At 40.3% G+C, this 20,507-nt stretch carries 19 protein-coding genes; 12 read left to right on the forward strand and 7 right to left on the reverse strand.

Annotation, left to right across the window (positions count from 1 at the left end; all coding sequences use genetic code 11):
• Nucleotides 1-106 precede the first annotated feature (106 nt).
• Nucleotides 107-622: a spore coat protein GerQ gene (gerQ, locus tag JFU24_RS30355; protein ID WP_082612735.1), complete on the reverse strand. Its 516-nt coding sequence runs from the start codon at nt 620-622 to the stop codon at nt 107-109.
• Nucleotides 623-1,053: 431 nt separating this feature from the next.
• The gene (gene hemQ, locus JFU24_RS17200) at nt 1,054-1,803 is read right to left on the reverse strand and encodes a hydrogen peroxide-dependent heme synthase (protein ID WP_053348428.1); all 750 of its coding nucleotides are present in this window, start codon (nt 1,801-1,803) and stop codon (nt 1,054-1,056) included.
• Nucleotides 1,804-2,062: 259 nt separating this feature from the next.
• On the opposite strand from hemQ, the gene pta reads away from it, so the two are divergent.
• Together pta and JFU24_RS17210 are read left to right on the forward strand one after the other, a co-directional pair.
• Nucleotides 2,063-3,049: a phosphate acetyltransferase gene (gene pta / locus JFU24_RS17205; RefSeq protein WP_201222563.1), complete on the forward strand. Its 987-nt coding sequence runs from the start codon at nt 2,063-2,065 to the stop codon at nt 3,047-3,049.
• Between the two features lie 38 nt (nt 3,050-3,087).
• Complete coding sequence (locus JFU24_RS17210; RefSeq protein ID WP_201187528.1) at nt 3,088-3,939, forward strand: lipoate--protein ligase family protein; 852 nt, start codon at nt 3,088-3,090, stop codon at nt 3,937-3,939.
• A gap of 261 nt (nt 3,940-4,200) precedes the next feature.
• Here JFU24_RS17210 and JFU24_RS17215 read toward each other — a convergent pair whose 3' ends face one another.
• Nucleotides 4,201-4,947, reverse strand: coding sequence for an RsfA family transcriptional regulator (locus JFU24_RS17215; RefSeq protein ID WP_201222565.1), 747 nt, complete (start codon nt 4,945-4,947; stop codon nt 4,201-4,203).
• A 333-nt stretch (nt 4,948-5,280) separates the two neighbouring features.
• Between JFU24_RS17215 and JFU24_RS17220 the strand changes: the two genes are divergently transcribed.
• The 3 genes from JFU24_RS17220 to JFU24_RS17230 all read left to right on the forward strand — a co-directional run bounded on the left by JFU24_RS17220 (nt 5,281) and on the right by JFU24_RS17230 (nt 7,589).
• Nucleotides 5,281-5,502 (forward strand): DUF1450 domain-containing protein, encoded by a 222-nt coding sequence (locus JFU24_RS17220; protein WP_053348432.1) that lies wholly within the window; start codon nt 5,281-5,283, stop codon nt 5,500-5,502.
• 237 nt (nt 5,503-5,739) lie between these two features.
• Nucleotides 5,740-7,047: an HD domain-containing protein gene (locus JFU24_RS17225; protein WP_053348433.1), complete on the forward strand. Its 1,308-nt coding sequence runs from the start codon at nt 5,740-5,742 to the stop codon at nt 7,045-7,047.
• A gap of 32 nt (nt 7,048-7,079) precedes the next feature.
• Nucleotides 7,080-7,589, forward strand: a complete 510-nt coding sequence (locus tag JFU24_RS17230) for a YwgA family protein (RefSeq protein WP_053348434.1) — start codon at nt 7,080-7,082, stop codon at nt 7,587-7,589.
• Nucleotides 7,590-7,617: 28 nt separating this feature from the next.
• On the opposite strand, the gene JFU24_RS17235 is transcribed toward JFU24_RS17230, so the two are convergent.
• The gene (locus JFU24_RS17235; RefSeq protein ID WP_053348435.1) at nt 7,618-7,803 is read right to left on the reverse strand and encodes a 2-hydroxymuconate tautomerase; all 186 of its coding nucleotides are present in this window, start codon (nt 7,801-7,803) and stop codon (nt 7,618-7,620) included.
• A gap of 165 nt (nt 7,804-7,968) precedes the next feature.
• On the opposite strand from JFU24_RS17235, the gene JFU24_RS17240 reads away from it, so the two are divergent.
• Together JFU24_RS17240 and JFU24_RS17245 are read left to right on the forward strand one after the other, a co-directional pair.
• Nucleotides 7,969-8,625, forward strand: a complete 657-nt coding sequence (locus JFU24_RS17240; RefSeq protein ID WP_201225055.1) for a site-2 protease family protein — start codon at nt 7,969-7,971, stop codon at nt 8,623-8,625.
• A 38-nt stretch (nt 8,626-8,663) separates the two neighbouring features.
• Complete coding sequence (locus JFU24_RS17245) at nt 8,664-9,173, forward strand: YwhD family protein (protein ID WP_201222567.1); 510 nt, start codon at nt 8,664-8,666, stop codon at nt 9,171-9,173.
• A gap of 156 nt (nt 9,174-9,329) precedes the next feature.
• On the opposite strand, the gene JFU24_RS17250 is transcribed toward JFU24_RS17245, so the two are convergent.
• Nucleotides 9,330-11,396 carry a transglycosylase domain-containing protein gene (locus JFU24_RS17250; protein ID WP_201250222.1) on the reverse strand — a complete coding sequence of 689 codons (2,067 nt, stop codon included), beginning with the start codon at nt 11,394-11,396 and terminating at the stop codon, nt 9,330-9,332.
• Between the two features lie 202 nt (nt 11,397-11,598).
• On the opposite strand from JFU24_RS17250, the gene speE reads away from it, so the two are divergent.
• The 4 genes from speE (at nt 11,599) to argS (ending at nt 15,714) form a co-directional block, all read left to right on the forward strand.
• Nucleotides 11,599-12,426, forward strand: coding sequence for a spermidine synthase (gene speE / locus JFU24_RS17255; RefSeq protein ID WP_056524113.1), 828 nt, complete (start codon nt 11,599-11,601; stop codon nt 12,424-12,426).
• Nucleotides 12,427-12,439: 13 nt separating this feature from the next.
• On the forward strand, nt 12,440-13,318 hold the full coding sequence (speB, locus tag JFU24_RS17260; RefSeq protein ID WP_201250223.1) for an agmatinase: 879 nt from the start codon (nt 12,440-12,442) through the stop codon (nt 13,316-13,318).
• 281 nt (nt 13,319-13,599) lie between these two features.
• Nucleotides 13,600-14,040: a DUF1934 domain-containing protein gene (locus JFU24_RS17265; protein ID WP_201250224.1), complete on the forward strand. Its 441-nt coding sequence runs from the start codon at nt 13,600-13,602 to the stop codon at nt 14,038-14,040.
• Between the two features lie 3 nt (nt 14,041-14,043).
• A complete protein-coding gene (argS, locus tag JFU24_RS17270) occupies nt 14,044-15,714 on the forward strand; it encodes an arginine--tRNA ligase (RefSeq protein ID WP_201187522.1) in 1,671 nt (556 codons plus the stop codon).
• Between the two features lie 49 nt (nt 15,715-15,763).
• On the opposite strand, the gene uvsE is transcribed toward argS, so the two are convergent.
• Both uvsE and cls read right to left on the reverse strand, forming a co-directional pair.
• Nucleotides 15,764-16,717, reverse strand: a complete 954-nt coding sequence (gene uvsE / locus JFU24_RS17275; protein ID WP_201187520.1) for a UV DNA damage repair endonuclease UvsE — start codon at nt 16,715-16,717, stop codon at nt 15,764-15,766.
• Nucleotides 16,718-16,743: 26 nt separating this feature from the next.
• Complete coding sequence (cls, locus tag JFU24_RS17280) at nt 16,744-17,946, reverse strand: cardiolipin synthase (RefSeq protein WP_242485354.1); 1,203 nt, start codon at nt 17,944-17,946, stop codon at nt 16,744-16,746.
• A 315-nt stretch (nt 17,947-18,261) separates the two neighbouring features.
• Between cls and JFU24_RS17285 the strand changes: the two genes are divergently transcribed.
• Nucleotides 18,262-20,391 (forward strand): (Fe-S)-binding protein, encoded by a 2,130-nt coding sequence (locus JFU24_RS17285; protein ID WP_053348856.1) that lies wholly within the window; start codon nt 18,262-18,264, stop codon nt 20,389-20,391.
• Nucleotides 20,392-20,507: the final 116 nt, after the last annotated feature.

The raw sequence follows: 20,507 nt of genomic DNA on the forward strand, positions 1-20,507 counted from the left end.
TTTTGCATCATGGATGAAAAATGAATTATCTAGGTTATTTTCATATAAGAAACAGGCTCAAAATCACAAGAATTTGAGCCTGTTTCTTATAACATTAAAGCTTTCTTCACCTTGGCGAATACGTGGCAAGCCCAGCGCCTCCAAATGGATATTCATACTCAATTTCTTCGTCAAAGGTAATGTAATCTAAGTATACCATCGGGATTAAGTAACGTTTTCCTGTTTGCGGGTCGCTTATGATTAAGTGGTCGCGTCCCGCAGCCTCAATAATTCCTTTGAAGATCTTTGCATTCCACTCCTTGTTGTTTTCAAACGTCGTATAAACGGTCGCCAATTTCCCTTTATTTAGACGTAGGATGTTCTCGATATAAGATGCCTCGACTGGAAGCATGCCAGGTACCTGTGGTCCGGATGTGGGAGCATTCATCGGCATAGGTATTTGTTGAGGCGTGCCTGCCTTAGTGGGCTGCTGTGGCTGGTATGATGGTTGTTGGTAAGCCTGCTGCTGGAAATTTTGTTGCGGGTAAGGAGCCTGTTGTCGCAGGTCAGACTCATTATTTTCATAGGGGTAATATGGGCTTCCTCCGTACGGATAATTACCATAAGGGTTATTTTGTGACATTACATTCCCTCCTAAATTCAAGGTTTATTTGATTTTGTGGAATTTGGACAATCCGAGTGCGTGGGCTGGAAGAAACAGTGCGATTTATAGCGACCGGTATTGTATTGGTTATACCACTGTTCTTGACAATCCCCGGGTGGCTTAAAAAACCACAATGAATTTTAAGCGATACATAACGGTTGCCTTTAATGATTTACGGGTAAAGTCAAATCCTCTTGACGGGCTAGTAAGATAGAAGTAAAGTTCCTTCACCTCGCTGGAGTTAGGCGTTGCCTTGGTCAATATTCCTTAAGTTGAATAAACATGTGAAAAAATAAATTCATCACTATTGAAAATGTATGGGATGTGTCATAGATTTATTCCACAGCCGGGGAAATAAAAGGAGGGTTTTAAAAAGAAAAAAGCTTCCGGAAGATCCGGAAGCTCATGTCTTATACGTATAAAAAAGAGGGTACGCTTTCTTCCGGAAGGATATTCCCTACAAAGAAAGAACCGAACGCAGCGTAGCGTGCGCTTACTTCATCAAAACGCATTTCATAGATTAACTTTTTAAATTGAAGGACATCATCTGCAAATAGCGTAACGCCCCACTCATAATCGTCAAAACCGACAGAACCGGAAATGATTTGTTTTACTTTACCGGCATAACTGCGGCCAATCAAACCATGTGAACGCATTAAGCCTTTGCGTTCTTCCATAGAAAGCATGTACCAGTTATCATCACCTTCACGACGCTTGTCCATTGGGTAGAAGCATACATGCTTCGCTTGTGGAAGAATCGGATAAAGTCTTGAACGTACATGAGGGTTTTGGTAAGGATCCTCATCATCTCCACCTGCTAGGTAATTACTTAATTCCACTACAGAAACGTAGGAATAAGCTGGGATTGTATATTCTGCAAGTTTCGTTTTATTGAATTCGTTTTCAATTGCATTCAATTCTTCCATTGTTGGGCGGGCAAACATAAGCATGAAGTCCGCTTTTTGGCCAACGATGGAATAGAGGGCATGACTGCCTTCATTATTGCTTTGAGTCGTATTCCATTTATCCAGTAAACCTTGGAATTCTGAGATAGCTAATTGGCGTTCGTCACTTGATAACGTTTTCCAAGAAGCCCAATCAATCAGACGGAAGTCATGTAAACAATACCAGCCGTCAAGTGTTTGTGCTGCTTCACTCATTGCGATCACTCCTAAGTCTTAGTATATCTTTAATATAACATAGTTTAAGTATAAGGAAATTTATATCAGTCCGCAAACACCGTTACTGTTCTTCGGTGTTCAAACAAATTTCATATTTGCCGATTTCATGATGGTGACCAAAGTGGCTGGAATTTACCTAGCTGCTAGAGTATTCTTAATAGAAGATGAAAATGGAAGTTTTGCTGAATGGTTGATATAGAAATAACAAGAGCAGCGTACATAAAAGGAGGAAGCGGTAGTGAGTGATTTATTTCAAATATTAGAATCGAAAATTACAGGGCATAATTTAAAAATCGTCTTTCCAGAAGGATTGGATGAACGTATTTTGGGAGCTGCGGGCAGGCTTGCCAAAGCTAAACTAGTAACGCCTGTATTGATTGGCGATATCGAGTTGATTCAAGAGAAAGCTAGGGAATTAAAAATTTCTCTTGAATCAATTGAAATATATGACCCGAAGAATTATATCATGATGGATGAAATGGTCGAAGCGTTTGTAAAGGTACGAAATGGTAAGGCGTCTGAAGAACAAGCCCGTGAAACCCTATTGGATGAGAATTATTTTGGAACAATGCTTGTTCATATTAAACAGGCACATGGCATGGTGAGTGGCGCAACTCATTCAACAGCTGATACGGTCCGTCCTGCTCTGCGAATCATTAAAACAAAGCCAGGTATTCAAAAAACATCAGGTGCCTTTATTATGGTCCGTGGCGAGGAAAAGTACGTGTTTGCTGATTGTGCAATTAATATTAACCCTGATTCCCAGGACCTGGCAGAAATCGCCGTAGAAAGTGCGAAGACGGCCCTTATGTTTGATATCGAACCGCGTGTGGCGATGCTGAGTTTTTCGACAAAAGGATCGGCAAAATCTTCGGAGACTCAGAAAGTCGTTGATGCTGTCAAATTGTCAAAAGAAATGGACCCTCAAATTCTTCTTGATGGAGAATTTCAATTTGATGCGGCCTTTGTTCCGTCGGTCGCTAGACAAAAAGCACCGGATTCTCCTATTCAAGGAGATGCTAATGTTTTTATTTTTCCAAGTCTTGAGGCAGGAAACATTAGCTATAAAATGGTACAGCGCCTGGGTGGCTTCGAAGCGGTCGGCCCGATCCTGCAGGGACTTAACCGTCCTGTAAATGATCTTTCAAGGGGATGCAGTGAAGAGGATGTATATAAATTAGCTGTTATCACAGCTGCACAGGGCTTAGTGGCCCAATATCAATAAGTCATGTCATGAAGGATAAAAAGTAGAGGGAGATTTATATGTGTGAAACAGATTCATTGTTAAAGCAGCAAGAGTGGCGGGTTATTGATCAATCATCCGTCGGTCCTCAGTTTCCTGCTCTAGAGTCCTTTGCTATGGATGATACGTTTTGTGCTTCCGTAGGGTCTGGTAAATCAATGGCCGTAGCAAGAGCGTGGGTACACCATCAGACGGTTGTGCTTGGTATTCAGGATACGAAGCTGCCTTTTCTTAAAAAAGGTGTGGATTATTTAAAAGAACACGATTTCCAGGCCATTGTACGGAATTCTGGAGGGCTTGCAGTTGTGCTGGATGAGGGAGTTCTTAATTTATCGCTCATTTTCCCCGAAAATGAGCGGAAAATTGAAATCAACCGTGGATATGATGCGATGTGGGAGCTTGTTCAATTGATGTTTGCTGATTTCCAAGTCGAAATGGAGGCAAGGGAAATCACCGGTTCATATTGCCCTGGAAGCTATGATCTAAGTATAAATGGGAGAAAGTTTGCCGGTATATCTCAGCGTCGGATTCGCAATGGAGTAGCGGTGCAAATTTACTTGTGCGTCAATGGAAGCGGTGCAGAGCGAGCCAGTCTTGTGAAGGGTTTTTACGAAGCCGCTAAAGGAGATGCAGAAACAAAATTTACTTATCCTGATATCATGCCATCTGTAATGGCTTCCCTTTCAGAACTATTAGACGTGCGATTGAGCGTGCAGGACGTAATGCTTAGATTCCTGCATGTATTGAAGGAACATAGCGGTAGGATTTTCTCCGATTCTCTTTCAGTGGAAGAATGGCCGTTATACGAAGCTTACTTAACAAGAGTGGTAGAACGTAATGATAAGGTATTTGATTCATTAAAAGAAGACTGATATGAAAAAGCTGTTTCTGTAAGTTGGAAACAGCTTTTTCACATTTCAATATGATGTTATCATTCACTGAAACTGTTAAAGGAACAGAGATTGGAAACCAAAGTAAAATCAGATAAGCCACGTCTTTAGTCCTTTCAACTATTATCACTTGAAGCCATGAAAAAAAGAGCCTTTTTTAGACTCTCTTTTTCGATCTGAGATAACCTATGGTTGGCCTTTACCATGTGGTTGATCTGTAAGCAGAACCCCACATTATTTTTGTTACTCAGCCATTTTTTCTAAATTTCCATTTCGGTCCATTTTGAACTTTGTTGCTGGCCGTTCCTCTTCCTCTAATAAGACCAGCTTTCTTGCCCGATTCATGATATTCATCAAAGTCTCATAATCTTCCTGCATCAAGCCGCTGTTCTGCTCTAGATGGCTGATCTTATTTTCAAGATCTTCATTTCGTTTTTTCAGACCTTTAATTTCGAGCTTCAATCTTTCATTTTCGGTTTTTAATACTTCAGCCTGAAGCATTCGGCCGTTCATAGATTCTAAATAGGCTATAATCGTATCAAGGTTCATAGTCTTTTCTAGTGTTACTGGTATGTTCTGATGCTTTGGCATGAAAGCTTCAGCCACAACGAATTCTTCTGCTGTTTCATAATTAGTAGTTTCTACTTCGGATTCTAATTCTAGTTCCTCTTCTTGTAGGTGAGGAACCATAATATCAGTAATCGTTGGAGACGGCGGTGTATAAAGAAGCCGTTTTTTCCCTCCTTGATCTTTTCCAAGAATCCTTTGACGCTGCTTGCGCTGCTTTTTAGCAAGGGAAAGAGCTTTATCGTAATTATGGCGGACGACTGCATTCCAACGGAACCCGCAAGCGGCAGAGGTGCGGTTTAACTTGTCCCCAACCTCCTCAAAAGCATTCAGCTGAGTGCTGCCTTCCCGCACATGGCGCAATACCGTTTCTGCTAAAAGCAAATCATCTTCTTCTGTCCAGGCATCTTGACGAACCTTCATTTCTACATACTCCCTTTCTGGTAACTTTTAAAATAAATAACTATATAAAATATCGTGTGGCAATGATTTATGGGGTGTTCTACTAGCATTTTGGACAAAATCTGGATTTTTTATACAAAAAGGTTGAAAGGATACTAGTTTTTTGTAATTTTAGGGAAAATAAAGGATGCACTGACTCAGAAATCATTAATTACACCATTTCCTTTTGGCTGGACTTCCCTTTTCACATCCATCTACCCCTCTTGATATTAATAGGTAGAAACGGTAAAATACCCTTTAGTTATGTAAATGGGATGAAAAATAGTTTGTCATAGAAAGGATGGTGACCGAAGGATGTCCAATGAATTCAGAGTGTGTGATGACTGCTTGGCGGTAAATATTAAAACGTTAATTCCCCGTCTGGAAAAGCTTGATCCCGATGCGAAAATTGAAATTGGCTGTCAATCCTATTGCGGTCCAGGCAGAAAGAAATCATTTGCCTTTGTCAATAACCGTCCAGTTGCAGCTCCAACGGAAGACGAGTTACTAGATAAAATTAATAAAAAACTAAAGTAGAATTCATGATAGATAATTAGGGTAGATTGACTACTTTTGATAAATGAAACACGCCATTCATCACCCAGATTCAACAAACTGCGGTGATTTTTTATTTCCTTATTTTCGATACGCAAATCGATAAAAACTTCCGTTTTCTTACAAAATGGTCCCTCTTGCTATCAAGGGGTGAGTTAGGGTTTTTTGTCAAAACACGCTATAATGAAAGCAATGAGAATATGAAAAAGAGGGTAGTTCATGGGATATTCCGGCGAAAAATTACAGGAAGAAAAAGTATTCAAAGACCCGGTGCACCGATATATACATGTTCGTGACCGGGTTATATGGGATTTAATTGGGACGAAGGAATTCCAACGTCTTCGTAGAATCAAGCAACTGGGGACGACTTATTTAACTTTTCACGGTGCGGAACATAGTCGACTCAGCCATTCGCTTGGGGTATATGAGATTGTCCGGAGAATCGTTGATGATGTTTTCGAAGGCAGACCGGAATGGAAACCAGAGGAACGGCTACTTTCTCTATGTGCGGCACTTCTGCATGATTTAGGACATGGTCCATTCTCTCATTCTTTTGAAAAGGTGTTTGACCTAGATCACGAGCAATTCACCCAACAGATTATTGTGGGTGATACGGAAGTGAATAAAATCCTGCTCAAAGTAGGTCGTGATTTTCCTAAAAAAGTGGCAGAGGTTATTGCAAAAACGTATAAAGGCAAATTAGTAGTCAGCCTGATTTCGAGTCAGATTGATGCCGATAGAATGGATTATTTGCAACGGGATGCATACTTTACTGGGGTAAGTTATGGACATTTTGATATGGAACGGCTTTTGAGGGTAATGCGGCCTCGTGAAGAGCATGCCGTCATTAAGCAAAGTGGGATGCATGCGGTGGAAGACTATATTATGAGCCGTTACCAAATGTATTGGCAGGTTTATTTCCATCCAGTGACGAGGAGTGCGGAAGTCATTCTTACCAAAATATTACACAGGGCGAAGCATTTATATGAATCCGGCTATGAGTTTGCTCAGGAACCTCATCATTTTTATTCTCTGTTTAAGGGAGAAGTAACGTTAGCAGACTATTTGAAAATGGATGAAGCTGTGATGCTCTATTATTTTGAAGCATGGGAAGAGGAAAATGATGCGATATTAAAGGATTTATGCACTCGCTTCGTTAACCGTAAACTATTTAAATATGTAGAATTTCATCCATCTAATAGTCAGATGAACAGATTAATGGAGTTAAGAACATTATTTAAGAAGGCAGGAATCGATCCGGATTATTATCTCGTCGTCGATTCCTCATCCGATTTGCCGTATGATTTTTACCGGCCAGGTGAGGAAGAGGAGAGACTACCGATTCACTTGTTGAAAAATAATGGGGAAATCCGTGAATTGTCACGTGAATCTGAAATAGTCGATGCAATTTCGGGGAAAAGAAGAACGGATCATAAATTGTATTATCCATCCGATTTATTGCGCGATGAATCAACGAAGAAAAATATTAAAAAACAAATTCGTAAGCTTTTGGAGCTTTCGGATTAAAGTGGTACATTTTTGGTGAGGAGTGACGAGCCTTGTTTAAGGATCATGCAAACATTATCAATGCGATTTCTACTGCTGGTGAAATTTCAGGTCGGAAAAAACTACAAAAAATCGTGTATATCGCGAAGAAGCTGTCCTTTCCGTTTCATGAAAAGTTTCAGTTTCACTTTTACGGACCGTATTCGGAGGAGTTGACCTTACGAATTGAAGAGCTTTGCGATATGGGTTACTTGAATGAAGTAAGAGAAAAAAAAGCAGGTTATTACCAGTACTGTTATTCTATAACGGATGCTGGACAGGATTTCCTATCCATACAGGAAGTGGAGATGCCCGCTCTTGAAGCTTGCTTACTGGATATGAACGAACAAAATGCCCGTTTTTTGGAGCTCGTTTCGACGGTGCTTTACTTCGATACTTTGGAAAAAGAAGAGGTTATCGAAAAGATCTTTACATTGAAAAGTAAGCAAAAATATACGCTTGAAGAAATTGATGAAGCATATGTATATATTGATCAATTAAAAACAAAAGCTAAGCCGAATTGATGGCTTAGCTTTTCCTAATTATGTAAATCTATTGATCGCTTTTGCGGACGCCTGCTACTGCTAAATGATTTTTTGTCATTTCTTCAATGAAAATCGTTACAGCTTCAGCTGGTGCTCCAGTCGTTTCCGTAACCGCTGCGGTTACTTTTTCAACTAAAGCCTTTTTTTGCTCGTCCGTACGGCCTTCAAGCATTTTGACTGTTACATATGGCATATTCTTTCCCCCCTTTCCCCTTATGTTGTAGTGTTTCACATTGGAAATGGAATTGCAAGATACTGAAATCAGAGTTTTTTCACTTCTTGGTCTTTTGTTGTATACTAACGGTAATAAATATTGGGGGAGAAGCTATTGGAGCTATTGATGCAATTCTTGAAGCAAATAGAACGGTTTTTGGCATATAGTTTGGAAGAACTTCCATATGTCATTGTGTCACTGTTAATCGCATTTACGGTTCATGAATTTTCCCATGCTTATGTAGCCTATAAGTTCGGTGACCCGACTGCAAAGAATGAAGGAAGAGTCACATTGAATCCGATTCAGCATTTGGATCCGATAGGAACACTGCTGATTTTGATAGCCGGATTTGGTTGGGCAAGACCTGTCCCGGTCAATCGTTTTCATTTTAAGAATCCAAAATTGGCAGGAGTACTCGTCTCTTTTGCCGGTCCGTTCAGTAATTTGCTTGTTGCAATTTTGGGGTTTTTAATTTTTTACGGGTTGCTTGCGTCAGGCGTTGGACCTGATTTACCTTTTTTCGTCGAGACCTTCTTAAGAATTCTAATAAACTTAAATATCCTTTTATTTGTATTTAATCTGATACCGCTACCACCGCTCGATGGTTATAGGATCGTACAAGATCTTGTTTCAGCAGACTTGCGGGCAAAAATGACCCAGTATGAACAATATGGCTCCCTGATTTTTTTGATTCTGATTATCACACCGCTGAGCCGTTATACAATTAGTCCGGTTTTGAATAAAGTTGTGCCATTTGTAGGTGGCACCTTGAGTCAATTTTTTTCACTTTTGTTTTTTTAACTGATAAGGAATGACAAACAATAAAGGGGGATATAAACATGGAAGAACAACCAAAGAAAAAGGTAGGGTTTAATATTATTAAAAACGATCCGATGAAAGGTCATAGCGGATATGGGGCTGGGGTTTTGACGCTCGATAATATTTCTCCGGTCATCATCGATGTTGACGCGGGCGAAGCCGAGGTCGATATTGGGGCGATGCATGCGAGAAGTGCAGTGGAAAAAGGAATCAAATTTTTAAAGACTAAGGAAGAGGTCCCGAATGCCAAACCTTACTGGCTTGTTTGGGTGACTATTGAAGCCACTCAAAATGGTCCGCATTATGCAGGTGTGACAGCATGTGAAATGATGGTCGATCGTTCAATTAGACGCGGGTACAAATCCCTTCCGGAGCATGTTAACCGGATGGATAAATCGCTAAAACGACATATCATCGTCGACGACATGGATGACAAATCAAAGCGGATACTTGCGGACTTCCTGAAAAACCATGACGCAGGCATGTGGGAACGCTCATCAGCCCAGCTCAAGCAGTCATTGACGGTTTGAATGTGATTTAATGTATTAATGTATGAAATTTGAAGTTTAGTGAAAAATGCACTTGTAGGAAACAGATAAAATCAGTAAACTTAAAGACAGCAGTTTAGACACTGTGGAACTAGGACAGAAAAACCCCGAAGCCGCTACCGGCTTCGGGGTTTTTCGTTATCCCCATGGCTTTAATACTTTTTTGTACCATGGAGTCTTTTGTTCTTCTTCCTTCGGAGTACGTTTTGAATTCTTGCCCTTGAAGTGCTCTGCACAGTATTCGACTGGCTCAGTTCCTTTAACATAGTAGGTCAACCTCGAAGCAGGACAGGCCTTCGTTGCCAATTTACCGCTTTCAGGATTCACATAAACTCCGATTACATTTTCCGTTTCCTTAAACGATTTTGCGGGTTGTCCTTGTAGGCCTTTTTCCATATAGGAAGCCCAAATCTTCTTCGCATAGCTTTTTTCAGCTGGAACTTCGATTTTCTTTCCTTGATCATAACCCGTCCAAACTCCGGCAACAAGGTGCGGTGTGTAGCCAATCATCCAGCTATCTGTAGAGGTGGAGCCGGACTTTCCAGCGTATGGGCGTGTCAACTGGGAACTGATTGTGCTGCCAGTCACTTTCGTATAGCCATTTAAAGTTTCATCAAAAACCCCTGTAAGCATCTCGGTCATTACAAAGGCTTTATCCGCATCCAGAACCTGTTCCGTTTTCTTAGTATGGTCAAAAATCACTTCGCCTTTTTGATTTTCAACTCTTTTGATAAAGATGGGTTCAACTTTTTTACCGCCGTTAGCCAGAATGCTGTAGGCATTAACCATTTCAATGGCTCGAACACCTGACGTGCCAAGTGCTAGAGATGGAACAGCATCCATTTTCGAAGTGATGCCGAACCTATGCGCCGTATCTACCAAAGATTGTTCACCAAGGAACAAATGCGTTTTTACGGCAAAGATATTGTCCGATAGAGCAATGGCCTGAGCCATTGTGATTTCGCCTTCCGCATATTGATGATTGTAATTGTGCGGCGTGTAAGAAGAGTGACCATCATCAAAAGAAAACGTAGTTGTCTCACTTTTCAAGGTGGTAGATGGTGTAAAACCATTTTCCAGTGCTGAATAGTAGAGCAATGGCTTCATCGTAGAACCAGGCTGGCGAACGGCCTGTGTGGCACGATTAAACGGTGATTCTGTGTAATTTTTACCACCGACTAATGCACGGACTTCCCCTGTGCCCGGATCCATTGCGACTATAGCAGCTTGAATGTCTGAGGACTTGGGTATGGTAGTAGAAAGAACCTCTTCAGCAATGTCCTGTTGTTTTTCATCAAGAGTCGTATAAACCTTAAGCCCGCCCAGTTCAATCGTCCGGTCATCTATATGAAGCTGAGATTTTAAAGCCTGCTTAACAGCATCCTGGAAATAAGGGGCTGTTTTATTGGTTACAGTCCCGTGCTCGCCTTTTAATGTAAGAGCTGTTTGCAAGGCTTTATCCATATTTGCTTCTGAAATGTAGTTTTTGTTTTTCATGGCTCGCAGGACAATTTGTTGCCTTGATTTTGCTTTTTCCAAGTTATCCAATGGAGAGTAGTTGGACGGCCCTTTAGGTATCCCGGCTAGCATGCTCGCTTCTGAAAGAGTTAAATCCTTAGCATCTTTGCCAAAGTAATATTGACTAGCGGCCTGAGCTCCATAGGCGCCATGACCGTAGTAAATCGTATTTAGATAGCCTTCTAGAATTTCCTTTTTGGAATAGTTCATTTCCAGCCGTATCGTATAAAAGGCTTCATTAAACTTTCGCGTCCACGTTTTGTCATGGCCGAGAAACAGATTCCTGGCATACTGCTGGGTAATCGTGCTTGCCCCTTGGACCTTCGACCTTGCACGAATATCGGCAAGGATAGCTCCGCCGATTCGTTTTATATCAAAGCCTTTATGGGTGTAAAATTGTCGATCCTCAACCGCAACAGTAGCCTTGATAAGCTGTGGAGAAATCGATTCCATTCCAGCCCAATAACGTTTCTGGCCATTATCGGTTTCACCAATCACATTTCCGCTATCACTATAATAGAGAGTGGACTGTGGCACAACCAAAGGCGGCGGACCTAATATTTTTGCATACACCAGTAAAGAGAGAAGCAATACAAAGAGTATTGTAAGTCCGATTGTGGCAAGAATAATAAAGGCCCGCACATATTTAGTTGTCCTTTTAAATCGTTCGCTTGGAATTAACTCCAATTGCTTTCACCTCTCTTTTTATAAAAAGAATCTATTACTATTATGGAAAAAAAAGAAATTTTTAAACATAAGAACTGCATTTGTGAAATTTAACTTGCAATTCTGCTAGATTCGTCTATAATTTTTCTAGCTAATGACAATAACGAAAATGGGAAACCTATTAGGTGACTTACTATATGAATTGGAAAAGGAGCGTTAATAAATGAGCATTTGGTTTACTGAGAAACAAACAGAGAATTTTGGTATTACGATGAAAGTGAATCGTACTTTACATACGGAGCAAACTGAGTTTCAAAAGCTAGATATGATTGAAACAGAAGAGTGGGGCAATATGCTATTGCTAGATGACATGGTAATGACTTCACAACGCGATGAATTCGTTTACCACGAAATGGTAGCCCATGTTCCTTTATTTACTCATCCTAATCCAGAGAACGTTTTGGTTGTAGGCGGAGGAGACGGTGGAGTAATCCGTGAAATCCTAAAACACCCAAGCGTAAAAAAAGCTACTTTGGTTGATATCGATGGGAAAGTTATCGAATACTCAAAGAAGTTCTTACCTGAAATTGCAGGTATGCTTGAAGATCCGCGTGTAGACGTACAAGTAGGGGATGGCTTCATGCACATCGCTAAAAGTGAAAATGAATATGACGTGATCATGGTTGACTCTACTGAACCAGTTGGTCCCGCTGTAAATTTATTTACTAAAGGCTTTTATGCTGGGATCTCCAAAGCACTGAAAGAAGACGGGATTTTTGTGGCACAATCTGATAATCCTTGGTTTAAAGCAGACTTAATACGTGATGTGCAACGCGATGTGAAAGAAATATTCCCTATCACTAGCCTTTATTTAGCAAATATCCCGACATATCCAAGTGGTCTTTGGGCATTCACAATCGGCTCTAAAAAGTATAACCCGCTTGAAGTGACAGAAGAGCGTTTCCATGAAATTGAAACAAAATATTATACAAAAGAACTTCATAAAGCAGCTTTCGTTCTGCCTAAATTTGTTCAAGATTTAGTGAAATAAGGGAGGCATGAATATGCGATTTGATGAAGCCTACTCTGGTAATGTATTCATTAAAAGCCACCCGAGTTTTGAGGAATCTGAAGCAGTGCTTTACGGTATGCCTATGGACTGGACAGTAAGTTTCCGTCCAGGTTCCCGCTTTGGTCCTACTCGAATTCGTGAAGTTTCTATCGGTTTGGAAGAATACAGCCCGTATTTAGATCGTGAATTAGAAGAAGTGAAATTCTATGATGCTGGGGATATTCCATTGCCATTTGGGAATCCACAACGCAGTATCGATATGATTGAAAAATTTGTTGACGGCGTACTTGATGCAGGTAAATTCCCATTGGGTATGGGCGGGGAGCACCTCGTCACTTGGCCTGTTATTAAGGCTATGTATAAGAAATATCCAGACATGGCTATTATCCATATGGATGCCCATACAGATTTACGCGAGGACTATGAGGGTGAGCCGCTTTCACATGCGTCCATCATCCGCAAATCAGCGGAGCTTATCGGTCCGAAAAATGTTTACTCTTTCGGCATTCGTTCCGGCTTAAAAGAGGAATTTCAATGGGCAAAAGAAAACGGCATGCATATCTCGAAATTTGAAGTTCTTGAGCCAATGAAAGAAGTATTGCCTCAGCTAGCAGGTCGTCCAGTATATGTGACGATTGACATCGATGTTCTTGACCCTGCGCATGCACCGGGAACAGGCACTGTTGATTGTGGAGGCATTACATCTAAAGAGCTATTAGCCTCGATTCATGAGATAGCGCGTTCTGAAATTAATGTAGTAGGTTGCGATTTAGTTGAAGTGGCACCGATCTATGATCCATCCGAGCAAACAGCGAACACAGCAAGCAAGCTGATTCGCGAAATGCTCCTGGGTTGGGTTCAAAAAGGTTAATGGATGGAAGACTGTTCCTGTTTTTAAGCAGGAATGGTCTTTTTTGTATACTGAGAACAAGAAGACGTGTAGATTTTCTGTATCTGAAAGATACTTTTTAAAAAATTCACCACACGAAGCAATTATTGCGTTAAAATCAAATGAATTGGCATCACATGTTTTTCAGCAGACTATTCCGCCCAATTTAGATTCAAACTTTATTTTCCGCTCCAAGTTGAAACTTCCCTGAAGAATATTTATACTTATAAAGTTAAGAACGACATGATGAAGGAAGTGTAGCTTTGTCTCTTCATGATATAGATAAACATAATATTAAAGTTACTTTACAGACAAAAATCAAGCATGGCTCGGAAACGGAAACGTATGAGTTGGTTACATTTGGTACAAAAATGTATAAAGGTTCCGATTTGTATTTGCAATATACAGAAGAAAATGAAGCCGGTAAAACGCAGACAACAATCAAGCACAAAACGAATGATACGATTCTGCTTAGAAACGGTGCCATTAAAATGAGGCAGCTTTTCCGCTTGCAGGAAGCGACAAATGGACATTATGAAAGTATATATGGCAGGCTCGGGTTACTGACGACCACGAAGAAAATTCATTATCAATGGGATGAGCAAAAAAAGGAAGGGAAGCTGGTCCTTCACTATACGTTACATATGCAGGGAAGCGAACCCGGGCAATATGAAATGACGATTTCCTACAAGGAGGAAGCATAGAACATGAACATAGTAAAAGAGGTACAGGAAAAACTGAAACAAGAAATTAACGCTGCAGTTATTAAGGCTGGTTTAGCAACGGAAGAGCAAATTCCAAACGTAGTATTGGAACTTCCGAGAGATAAAACACACGGAGATTATTCCACAAATATGGCGATGCAATTAACAAAGATTGCAAAAAAAGCGCCGAGAATGATAGCTGAGGCAATCATTGAAAACTTTGATAACTCAAAAGCATCAATCGAAAAAATCGAAATTGCAGGACCAGGGTTCATTAACTTCTACATGAATAATTCGTATTTGACAGAACTAATTCCGGTCATTTTGAAAGCGAACGATGCGTATGGAGAAAGTGACTTTGGAAAAGGTGAAAAAATCCAGGTTGAATTTGTTTCTGCCAATCCGACTGGTGATCTTCATCTTGGCCATGCTCGTGGTGCTGCTGTAGGTGATACTTTGTGTAATGTATTGTCTAAAGCAGGTTATGATGTTTCACGTGAATACTACATCAATGATGCAGGAAACCAAATTAATAATTTGGCTATTTCCATAGAAGCACGCTATTTCCAAGCGCTAGGCCTCGAAAAAGATATGCCAGAGGGTGGCTATCATGGCGAAGATATTATTGGCATCGGTAAAACACTTGCAAGTGAATATGGCGATAAATATGTAAACGTTGATGAAAAAGAACGTTTTGACTTTTTCCGTGAGTATGGTTTGAAATATGAAATGCAAAAACTGAAAACAGACTTGGAAAACTTCCGTGTCGGTTTTGATGTATGGTACTCTGAAACTTCTCTTTATCAAGACGGTAAAATTGACGAAGCGCTTGAAGTGTTGAAGGGAAGAGGTCATATTTATGAGGAAGATGGTGCGACATGGTTCCGTTCTACAGAACTTGGCGACGATAAAGACCGCGTTCTTATTAAGCAGGATGGGTCTTACACATACTTGACACCGGATATTGCATACCACCGCAATAAATTGGAGCGCGGCTTTGAAACGTTGATTAATATTTGGGGTGCGGACCACCATGGTTATATCCCGCGTATGAAAGCAGCAATCGAAGCGTTAGGTTATAAACGTGAGCAGCTTGAAGTAGAAATCATTCAGCTTGTCCATCTATACAAAGATGGCGAGAAAATGAAAATGAGTAAGCGTACTGGTAAAGCAGTGACGATGCGTGATCTTATTGAAGAAGTGGGTCTGGATGCAACACGTTATTTCTTTGCGATGAGAAGCGCGGACACACATATGGACTTTGATCTGGATCTTGCAGTGTCACAATCCAATGATAACCCAGTTTATTATGCACAGTATGCCCATGCTCGTATTTCAAGTATTTTACGCCAAGGTGTGGAACAAGGAATCAGCTATGAAGGTACCACTGATTTCTCTGCTCTTTCTACTGAAAAGGAAGTAGAATTATTGAAGAAATTGGGAGAGTTCCCTCAGGCAATTGCAGAAGCTGCCGAAAAAAGGATGCCTCACCGCATGACAAATTATATTTTCGACCTGGCTTCTACATTCCACAGCTTCTACAATGCTGATAAAGTATTGGATGTTGAGAAGATGGATAGAAGTAAGGCCCGTCTGGGTCTTGTCAAATCAGTTCAAATTACGTTGAAAAATGCATTAGCACTGATTGGTGTTTCAGCTCCGGAAAAAATGTAATAAAAAAAGCGACTGTTTCTTGTGAAACAGTCGCTTTTTATTGTATTGATTAACACTCTACAGCACCGCCGCTAATTCTTTTCACACCACGTACCTTAGCGACATCTTCAATAAGTTTCAACATTGCCCGGTCCTTCATTTTAGCTTCAATCATGAAATCGACGTCTTGTCTGAGTTCCCTTAGTACTTTCAAAAGGGGAATAATGAATTCAAAATCGATATAATCTGCATGCGAGCGAAATTCACCTGCCGACTTTGGAGAAGAAATATGAACCTTAGGTACCGTCCCAGACTGACTCCAGGTGGAGAAAATTTGGATGAGCAGCTCGTTAAGCGGCTCATCGGATAGATTCGCAAGATGGTGGTGGTAATCAAAGACAAGCGGAATGTTTTCCTTTTTACACACGATCAAGGTTTCTGATGCTGTATATGTTTTATCGTCATTCTCCAAGGTCATCCTTGCTTTCACATGCTTGGGGAGCGACTTAAGGTTGTCATGAACCCGTATTATGGCTGATTCTTTATCACCATAAGCTCCACCGACATGGATATTGATAAAAGAGGAGTCGGCAATCCCCATCGCATCAAGCATCTTATAGTGAAACTCCATATCTTTTACGGCATTTTGTGTAATCTCGGGTTTAGGGCTTGTAAACAACGTAAACTGATTAGGGTGAAAGCTAACCCGCATTTTATGTGCAGATATCCAATCGCCGAGCTGTTTCCATTCTTGTTTAAAAGGAGTGACAAAATCCCATTCTACCTCGGGGTGCGTGGCTAAAGGAACAATTGAACTGGACATCCGGTAGATTTCTATTTGGTGAGCTGTATTATATTGAAGGACCCTTAATGTACTTTCAATGTTCTGTTTTGTCACACTAAGAAGCTTTTGCATCCCTTCCTCTTGTCCAAGTGCGCTGTACCGCTTAAAGGTAAGCGTCTTAGCGGGGGAAGCTTCCCAAAGACAGGTGGCATTAGATACATATCCAAATCTAATTTTCATTTAATTCTCTCCCTAAAAACGCGATGTTAAAGAAAAGGAGAAAGGATGGAAGCCAGTGACTCTTTTGCTGTACGGGCTACATTAATGGAGGATAGTGAATCCCTGCTTAATGGCTTAGATTCAGCTATGTCTACCGCCAATTCCTTTTTTACATCTTCTATAAATGCTTGGTCAAATATCAAACAATTGATTTCACTATTTAAAAATAGACTTCGTTTATCAAAATTAGCAGTACCAACATCACAAATTATATCATCAATCAATATCACTTTAGAATGGTAGAACCCTCTTTGAAATTGCAGAATAGTAGCACCTTCCTTTAATAAAATCCGGAAATAGGGGAAGGATGCCTCTTTGACAAGGGCGTGATCCGACATTTCAGGAACAATGACCGTCACAGAAACCTTGCGTGCAAGGGCTGACCTTAATTCCTGAAACAGTGTTTGACTGGGGATGAAGTATGGGGTTCCGATAATGATTTTTTTCTCAGCTTGCTGAATTAAGCGTGTTAAAGTCTGCTCAAGATGGCTTCCGTTCGTGACAATAACCTGATGAGCCTGAGTACCAGGAACCAAGGTAGGAAAATATGCAGGTGTTCCCCGGTAATCTTCGTTTGTATCGTGAACCCAGTCAGAAAGGAAGACTTCCTGCAAATCCTTAACTCCTTCCCCAGTTATTTTTACATGGTAATCTCTCCAAGGATTTAACTTTTCCCCTTGGTTAATATACTCCTTGCCGATATTAAATCCGCCAAGATAGCCGATCCGACCGTCTATTACGGTAATTTTGCGGTGATTTCTTTTTTGTATCGAATAAAAAAGGAAAGGGAGCTTGGGTTTAAAGCTAAATGAAAAATGAACGCCGCTTTTCTTTAATTCCTGAATGCTCTCCCGGGAAATGTTTTTACTGCCAATCCTGTCGACTAACAGTCTTACTTCAACACCCGCTTCAGCTTTAGTTTGAAGTAACTTTAAAAACTCCTTGCTAAATTTATCATTTTTTACTATATAAAAAAGAATATGGATAGAATCCTGAGCTAGCTTGATTTCTTTCATGAAATCATCAAACAGTATTTTCCCTGATGTGAATACAGTCAAGTCACTTTTCCGAGGCGGATATTTAATGTTCGTTACCTGCTTCATATTACGCTTATGCCCTAACTTAAAATCGACCCAACACCAAGTGAAGATCAATAAAAAAATAGAGGCAAGCGTAGTGATTATCTTCAACAAAATCCCCCCTAATTGATTTAATTTAGTTTGGCTCAAGTTACTTGTTCATAACCATCAAAAAAAGAGTGAAGATAAACTACATTTTTTTTCTAAAATAGAAGGTAAATTTACAGAATTGTCGAACTATACAATAAGATGTTGAAAAACAAACTATATTTATTTAGAAAGAAAAAGTTGACTGAATGCTCATTCATTATATAATGGAATTAATCAAATTTCAGAAAAATGCCATATTTTCAAATTTATTAAAATGAGCAACTAGGCATTTTACTTGAATAAAAAACTTTTTAGAGGGGGAAAGAGTGCATGGAAATGAATGGCCTGCTGTGGATTAACTTAACTGCATTTTTACTTGTAACCGCTTACGCCGCTGGATTATTTGTCTATTTGATAAGGACTCGAATAGCTTATATAAAACTTGGTAAAAAAGTGGAATTCGATAACCGTGTGAAAGATCGTCTCGTGAAAATAGGGGTTTATGTGTTTGGACAGAAGAAGCTCTTTAAAGATAAAAAGAGCGGAATCATCCATGCCATGTTATTTTACGGTTTCATCTTAGTGCAATTTGGTGCACTGGACTTTTTTATAAAAGGCTTAAAGCCTGGGTGGCATCTACCGTTTGGCCCCGTATACCCGGCCTTTACTTTCTTCCAAGAAATCGTGACGCTTACGGTTCTTGTCGCAATCCTTTGGGCAGCTTATCGTCGTTACGTAGAGAAACTTGTTCGTTTGAAAAGAGATTTTAAAGCAGGATTGGTTGTTATCTTCATAACAGGAATCATGATTACAGTGTTACTAGGTAATGGGATGGGAATGATCTGGCACGGACACGAAGCAACTTGGTCAGAGCCAGTTGCCTCTAGTATCGCCTACCTATTTGGCTGGATGGGACCAACAGCAGCGACTGTTGTGTTTTATGTAGCCTGGTGGATGCATTTGCTAATCATATTATCGTTCCTCGTTTATATCCCGCAGTCTAAGCATGCTCACTTAATTGCTGGACCAATAAATGTATTTCTTAACCGTCTGGATAATCCAGGAAAATTAAAGTCGGTAGATTTAGAAGAAGAGGTTTTAGACAAAGAAGGCAATCAATATTATGGTGCCAAATATATCGAGGACTTAACGCAATATCAAATGGTGGACCTCTATGCATGCGTAGAGTGCGGCCGTTGTACGAATATGTGCCCGGCAACTGGTACAGGGAAAATGCTGTCGCCGATGGATATTATCATCAAGATGCGTGACCATTTAACAAATACAGGTGCAGCTGTTACAACAAAGCAGCCATGGGTTCCATCCTTCGTTTTTGGCAATTCAAAGGGAAATAAGATAGCACTAGCCAGTGCCACGCAGGGAGCACAGGAATCAGCTGCAGCAACTGAAGCTTACAGCCCGAGCTTAATTGGAGAAGTCATTACTGAAGAAGAACTTTGGGCATGTACCACTTGCAGGAACTGTGAAGACCAATGTCCGGTAATGAATGAACATGTCGACAAAATTATCGATATGCGCCGATATCTAGTCTTGACTGAAGGTAGGTTGGATCCAGATGCTCAACGTGCGATGACAAACATTGAGAGACAAGGGAACCCTTGGGGATTGAATCGTAAAGAGAGAGAAGACTGGAGAGTCCTGCGTGATGATGTTAACATCCCGACAGTTAAAGAATTGCAAAAAGCAGACGAGGAATTCGAATATTTATTCTGGGTAGGTTCAATGGGATCGTACGATAACCGAAGCCAGAAAATTGCCCTTTCCTTCGCTAAACTAATGAATGAAGCGGGCATCAAATTTGCAATCTTAGGAAATAAGGAGAAAAACTCAGGAGATACTCCTCGCCGGTTAGGTAATGAGTTTGTTTTTCAAGAGCTTGCAATGAAAAATATAGAGGAATTCCAGAAAAATGAAATTAAAAAAATCGTGACAATTGATCCTCATGCCTACAATATTTTTAAGAATGAGTATCCGGATTTTGGTTTGGAGGCTGAGGTATATCACCATACTGAATTACTAGCCAAACTTGTCAGTGAAGGCAGATTGGTACCACAGTATCCGGTTAATGAAACGATTACATTCCATGATTCTTGTTATTTGGGAAGATACAATGATGTATACAGTCCGCCACGTGAAATTTTACAATCTATTGAAGGCGTCAAGCTTATTGAGATGGAACGTAACCGTGAAAAAGGCATGTGCTGTGGAGCTGGAGGCGGCTTGATGTGGATGGAAGAAGAAACCGGAAACCGTATAAATGTGGCACGTACTGAACAAGCACTCGCCGTTAACCCAACTGTTATCAGTTCCGGCTGTCCGTACTGTTTGACCATGTTATCTGATGGTACAAAAGCAAAAGAAGTTGAAGAAAATGTAAAAACGTATGATGTAGCCGAATTACTCGAAAAAGCGGTTATTGGTGAAAATAAGTCAATAGCATCTTAATTTTAAAATAAAATTGCCTGCTTCTTTTAAATGAATATATTCAATTGAAGTAGGCAATTTTTAATTAATTTTGAACTAAATATTTTAATTTTTGTAAAAATTATGTAATATAATAT

The organism is Peribacillus sp. TH27, assembly GCF_016650915.1.
In the GTDB taxonomy this organism is placed as follows: Bacteria; Bacillota; Bacilli; order Bacillales; family DSM-1321; genus Peribacillus; species Peribacillus butanolivorans.

Coding starts and splice junctions, on each gene's coding strand:
- gerQ (WP_082612735.1), bottom strand. CDS start 622: ATGTCACAAAATAACCCTTATGGTAATTATCCGTACGGAGGAAGCCCA.
- speE (WP_056524113.1), top strand. CDS start 11,599: ATGAGCATTTGGTTTACTGAGAAACAAACAGAGAATTTTGGTATTACG.
- speB (WP_201250223.1), top strand. CDS start 12,440: ATGCGATTTGATGAAGCCTACTCTGGTAATGTATTCATTAAAAGCCAC.
- JFU24_RS17235 (WP_053348435.1), bottom strand. CDS start 7,803: ATGCCATATGTAACAGTCAAAATGCTTGAAGGCCGTACGGACGAGCAA.
- JFU24_RS17220 (WP_053348432.1), top strand. CDS start 5,281: ATGTCCAATGAATTCAGAGTGTGTGATGACTGCTTGGCGGTAAATATT.
- JFU24_RS17215 (WP_201222565.1), bottom strand. CDS start 4,947: ATGAAGGTTCGTCAAGATGCCTGGACAGAAGAAGATGATTTGCTTTTA.
- JFU24_RS17285 (WP_053348856.1), top strand. CDS start 18,262: ATGAATGGCCTGCTGTGGATTAACTTAACTGCATTTTTACTTGTAACC.
- JFU24_RS17210 (WP_201187528.1), top strand. CDS start 3,088: ATGTGTGAAACAGATTCATTGTTAAAGCAGCAAGAGTGGCGGGTTATT.
- JFU24_RS17245 (WP_201222567.1), top strand. CDS start 8,664: ATGGAAGAACAACCAAAGAAAAAGGTAGGGTTTAATATTATTAAAAAC.
- hemQ (WP_053348428.1), bottom strand. CDS start 1,803: ATGAGTGAAGCAGCACAAACACTTGACGGCTGGTATTGTTTACATGAC.
- JFU24_RS17225 (WP_053348433.1), top strand. CDS start 5,740: ATGGGATATTCCGGCGAAAAATTACAGGAAGAAAAAGTATTCAAAGAC.
- uvsE (WP_201187520.1), bottom strand. CDS start 16,717: ATGAAAATTAGATTTGGATATGTATCTAATGCCACCTGTCTTTGGGAA.
- argS (WP_201187522.1), top strand. CDS start 14,044: ATGAACATAGTAAAAGAGGTACAGGAAAAACTGAAACAAGAAATTAAC.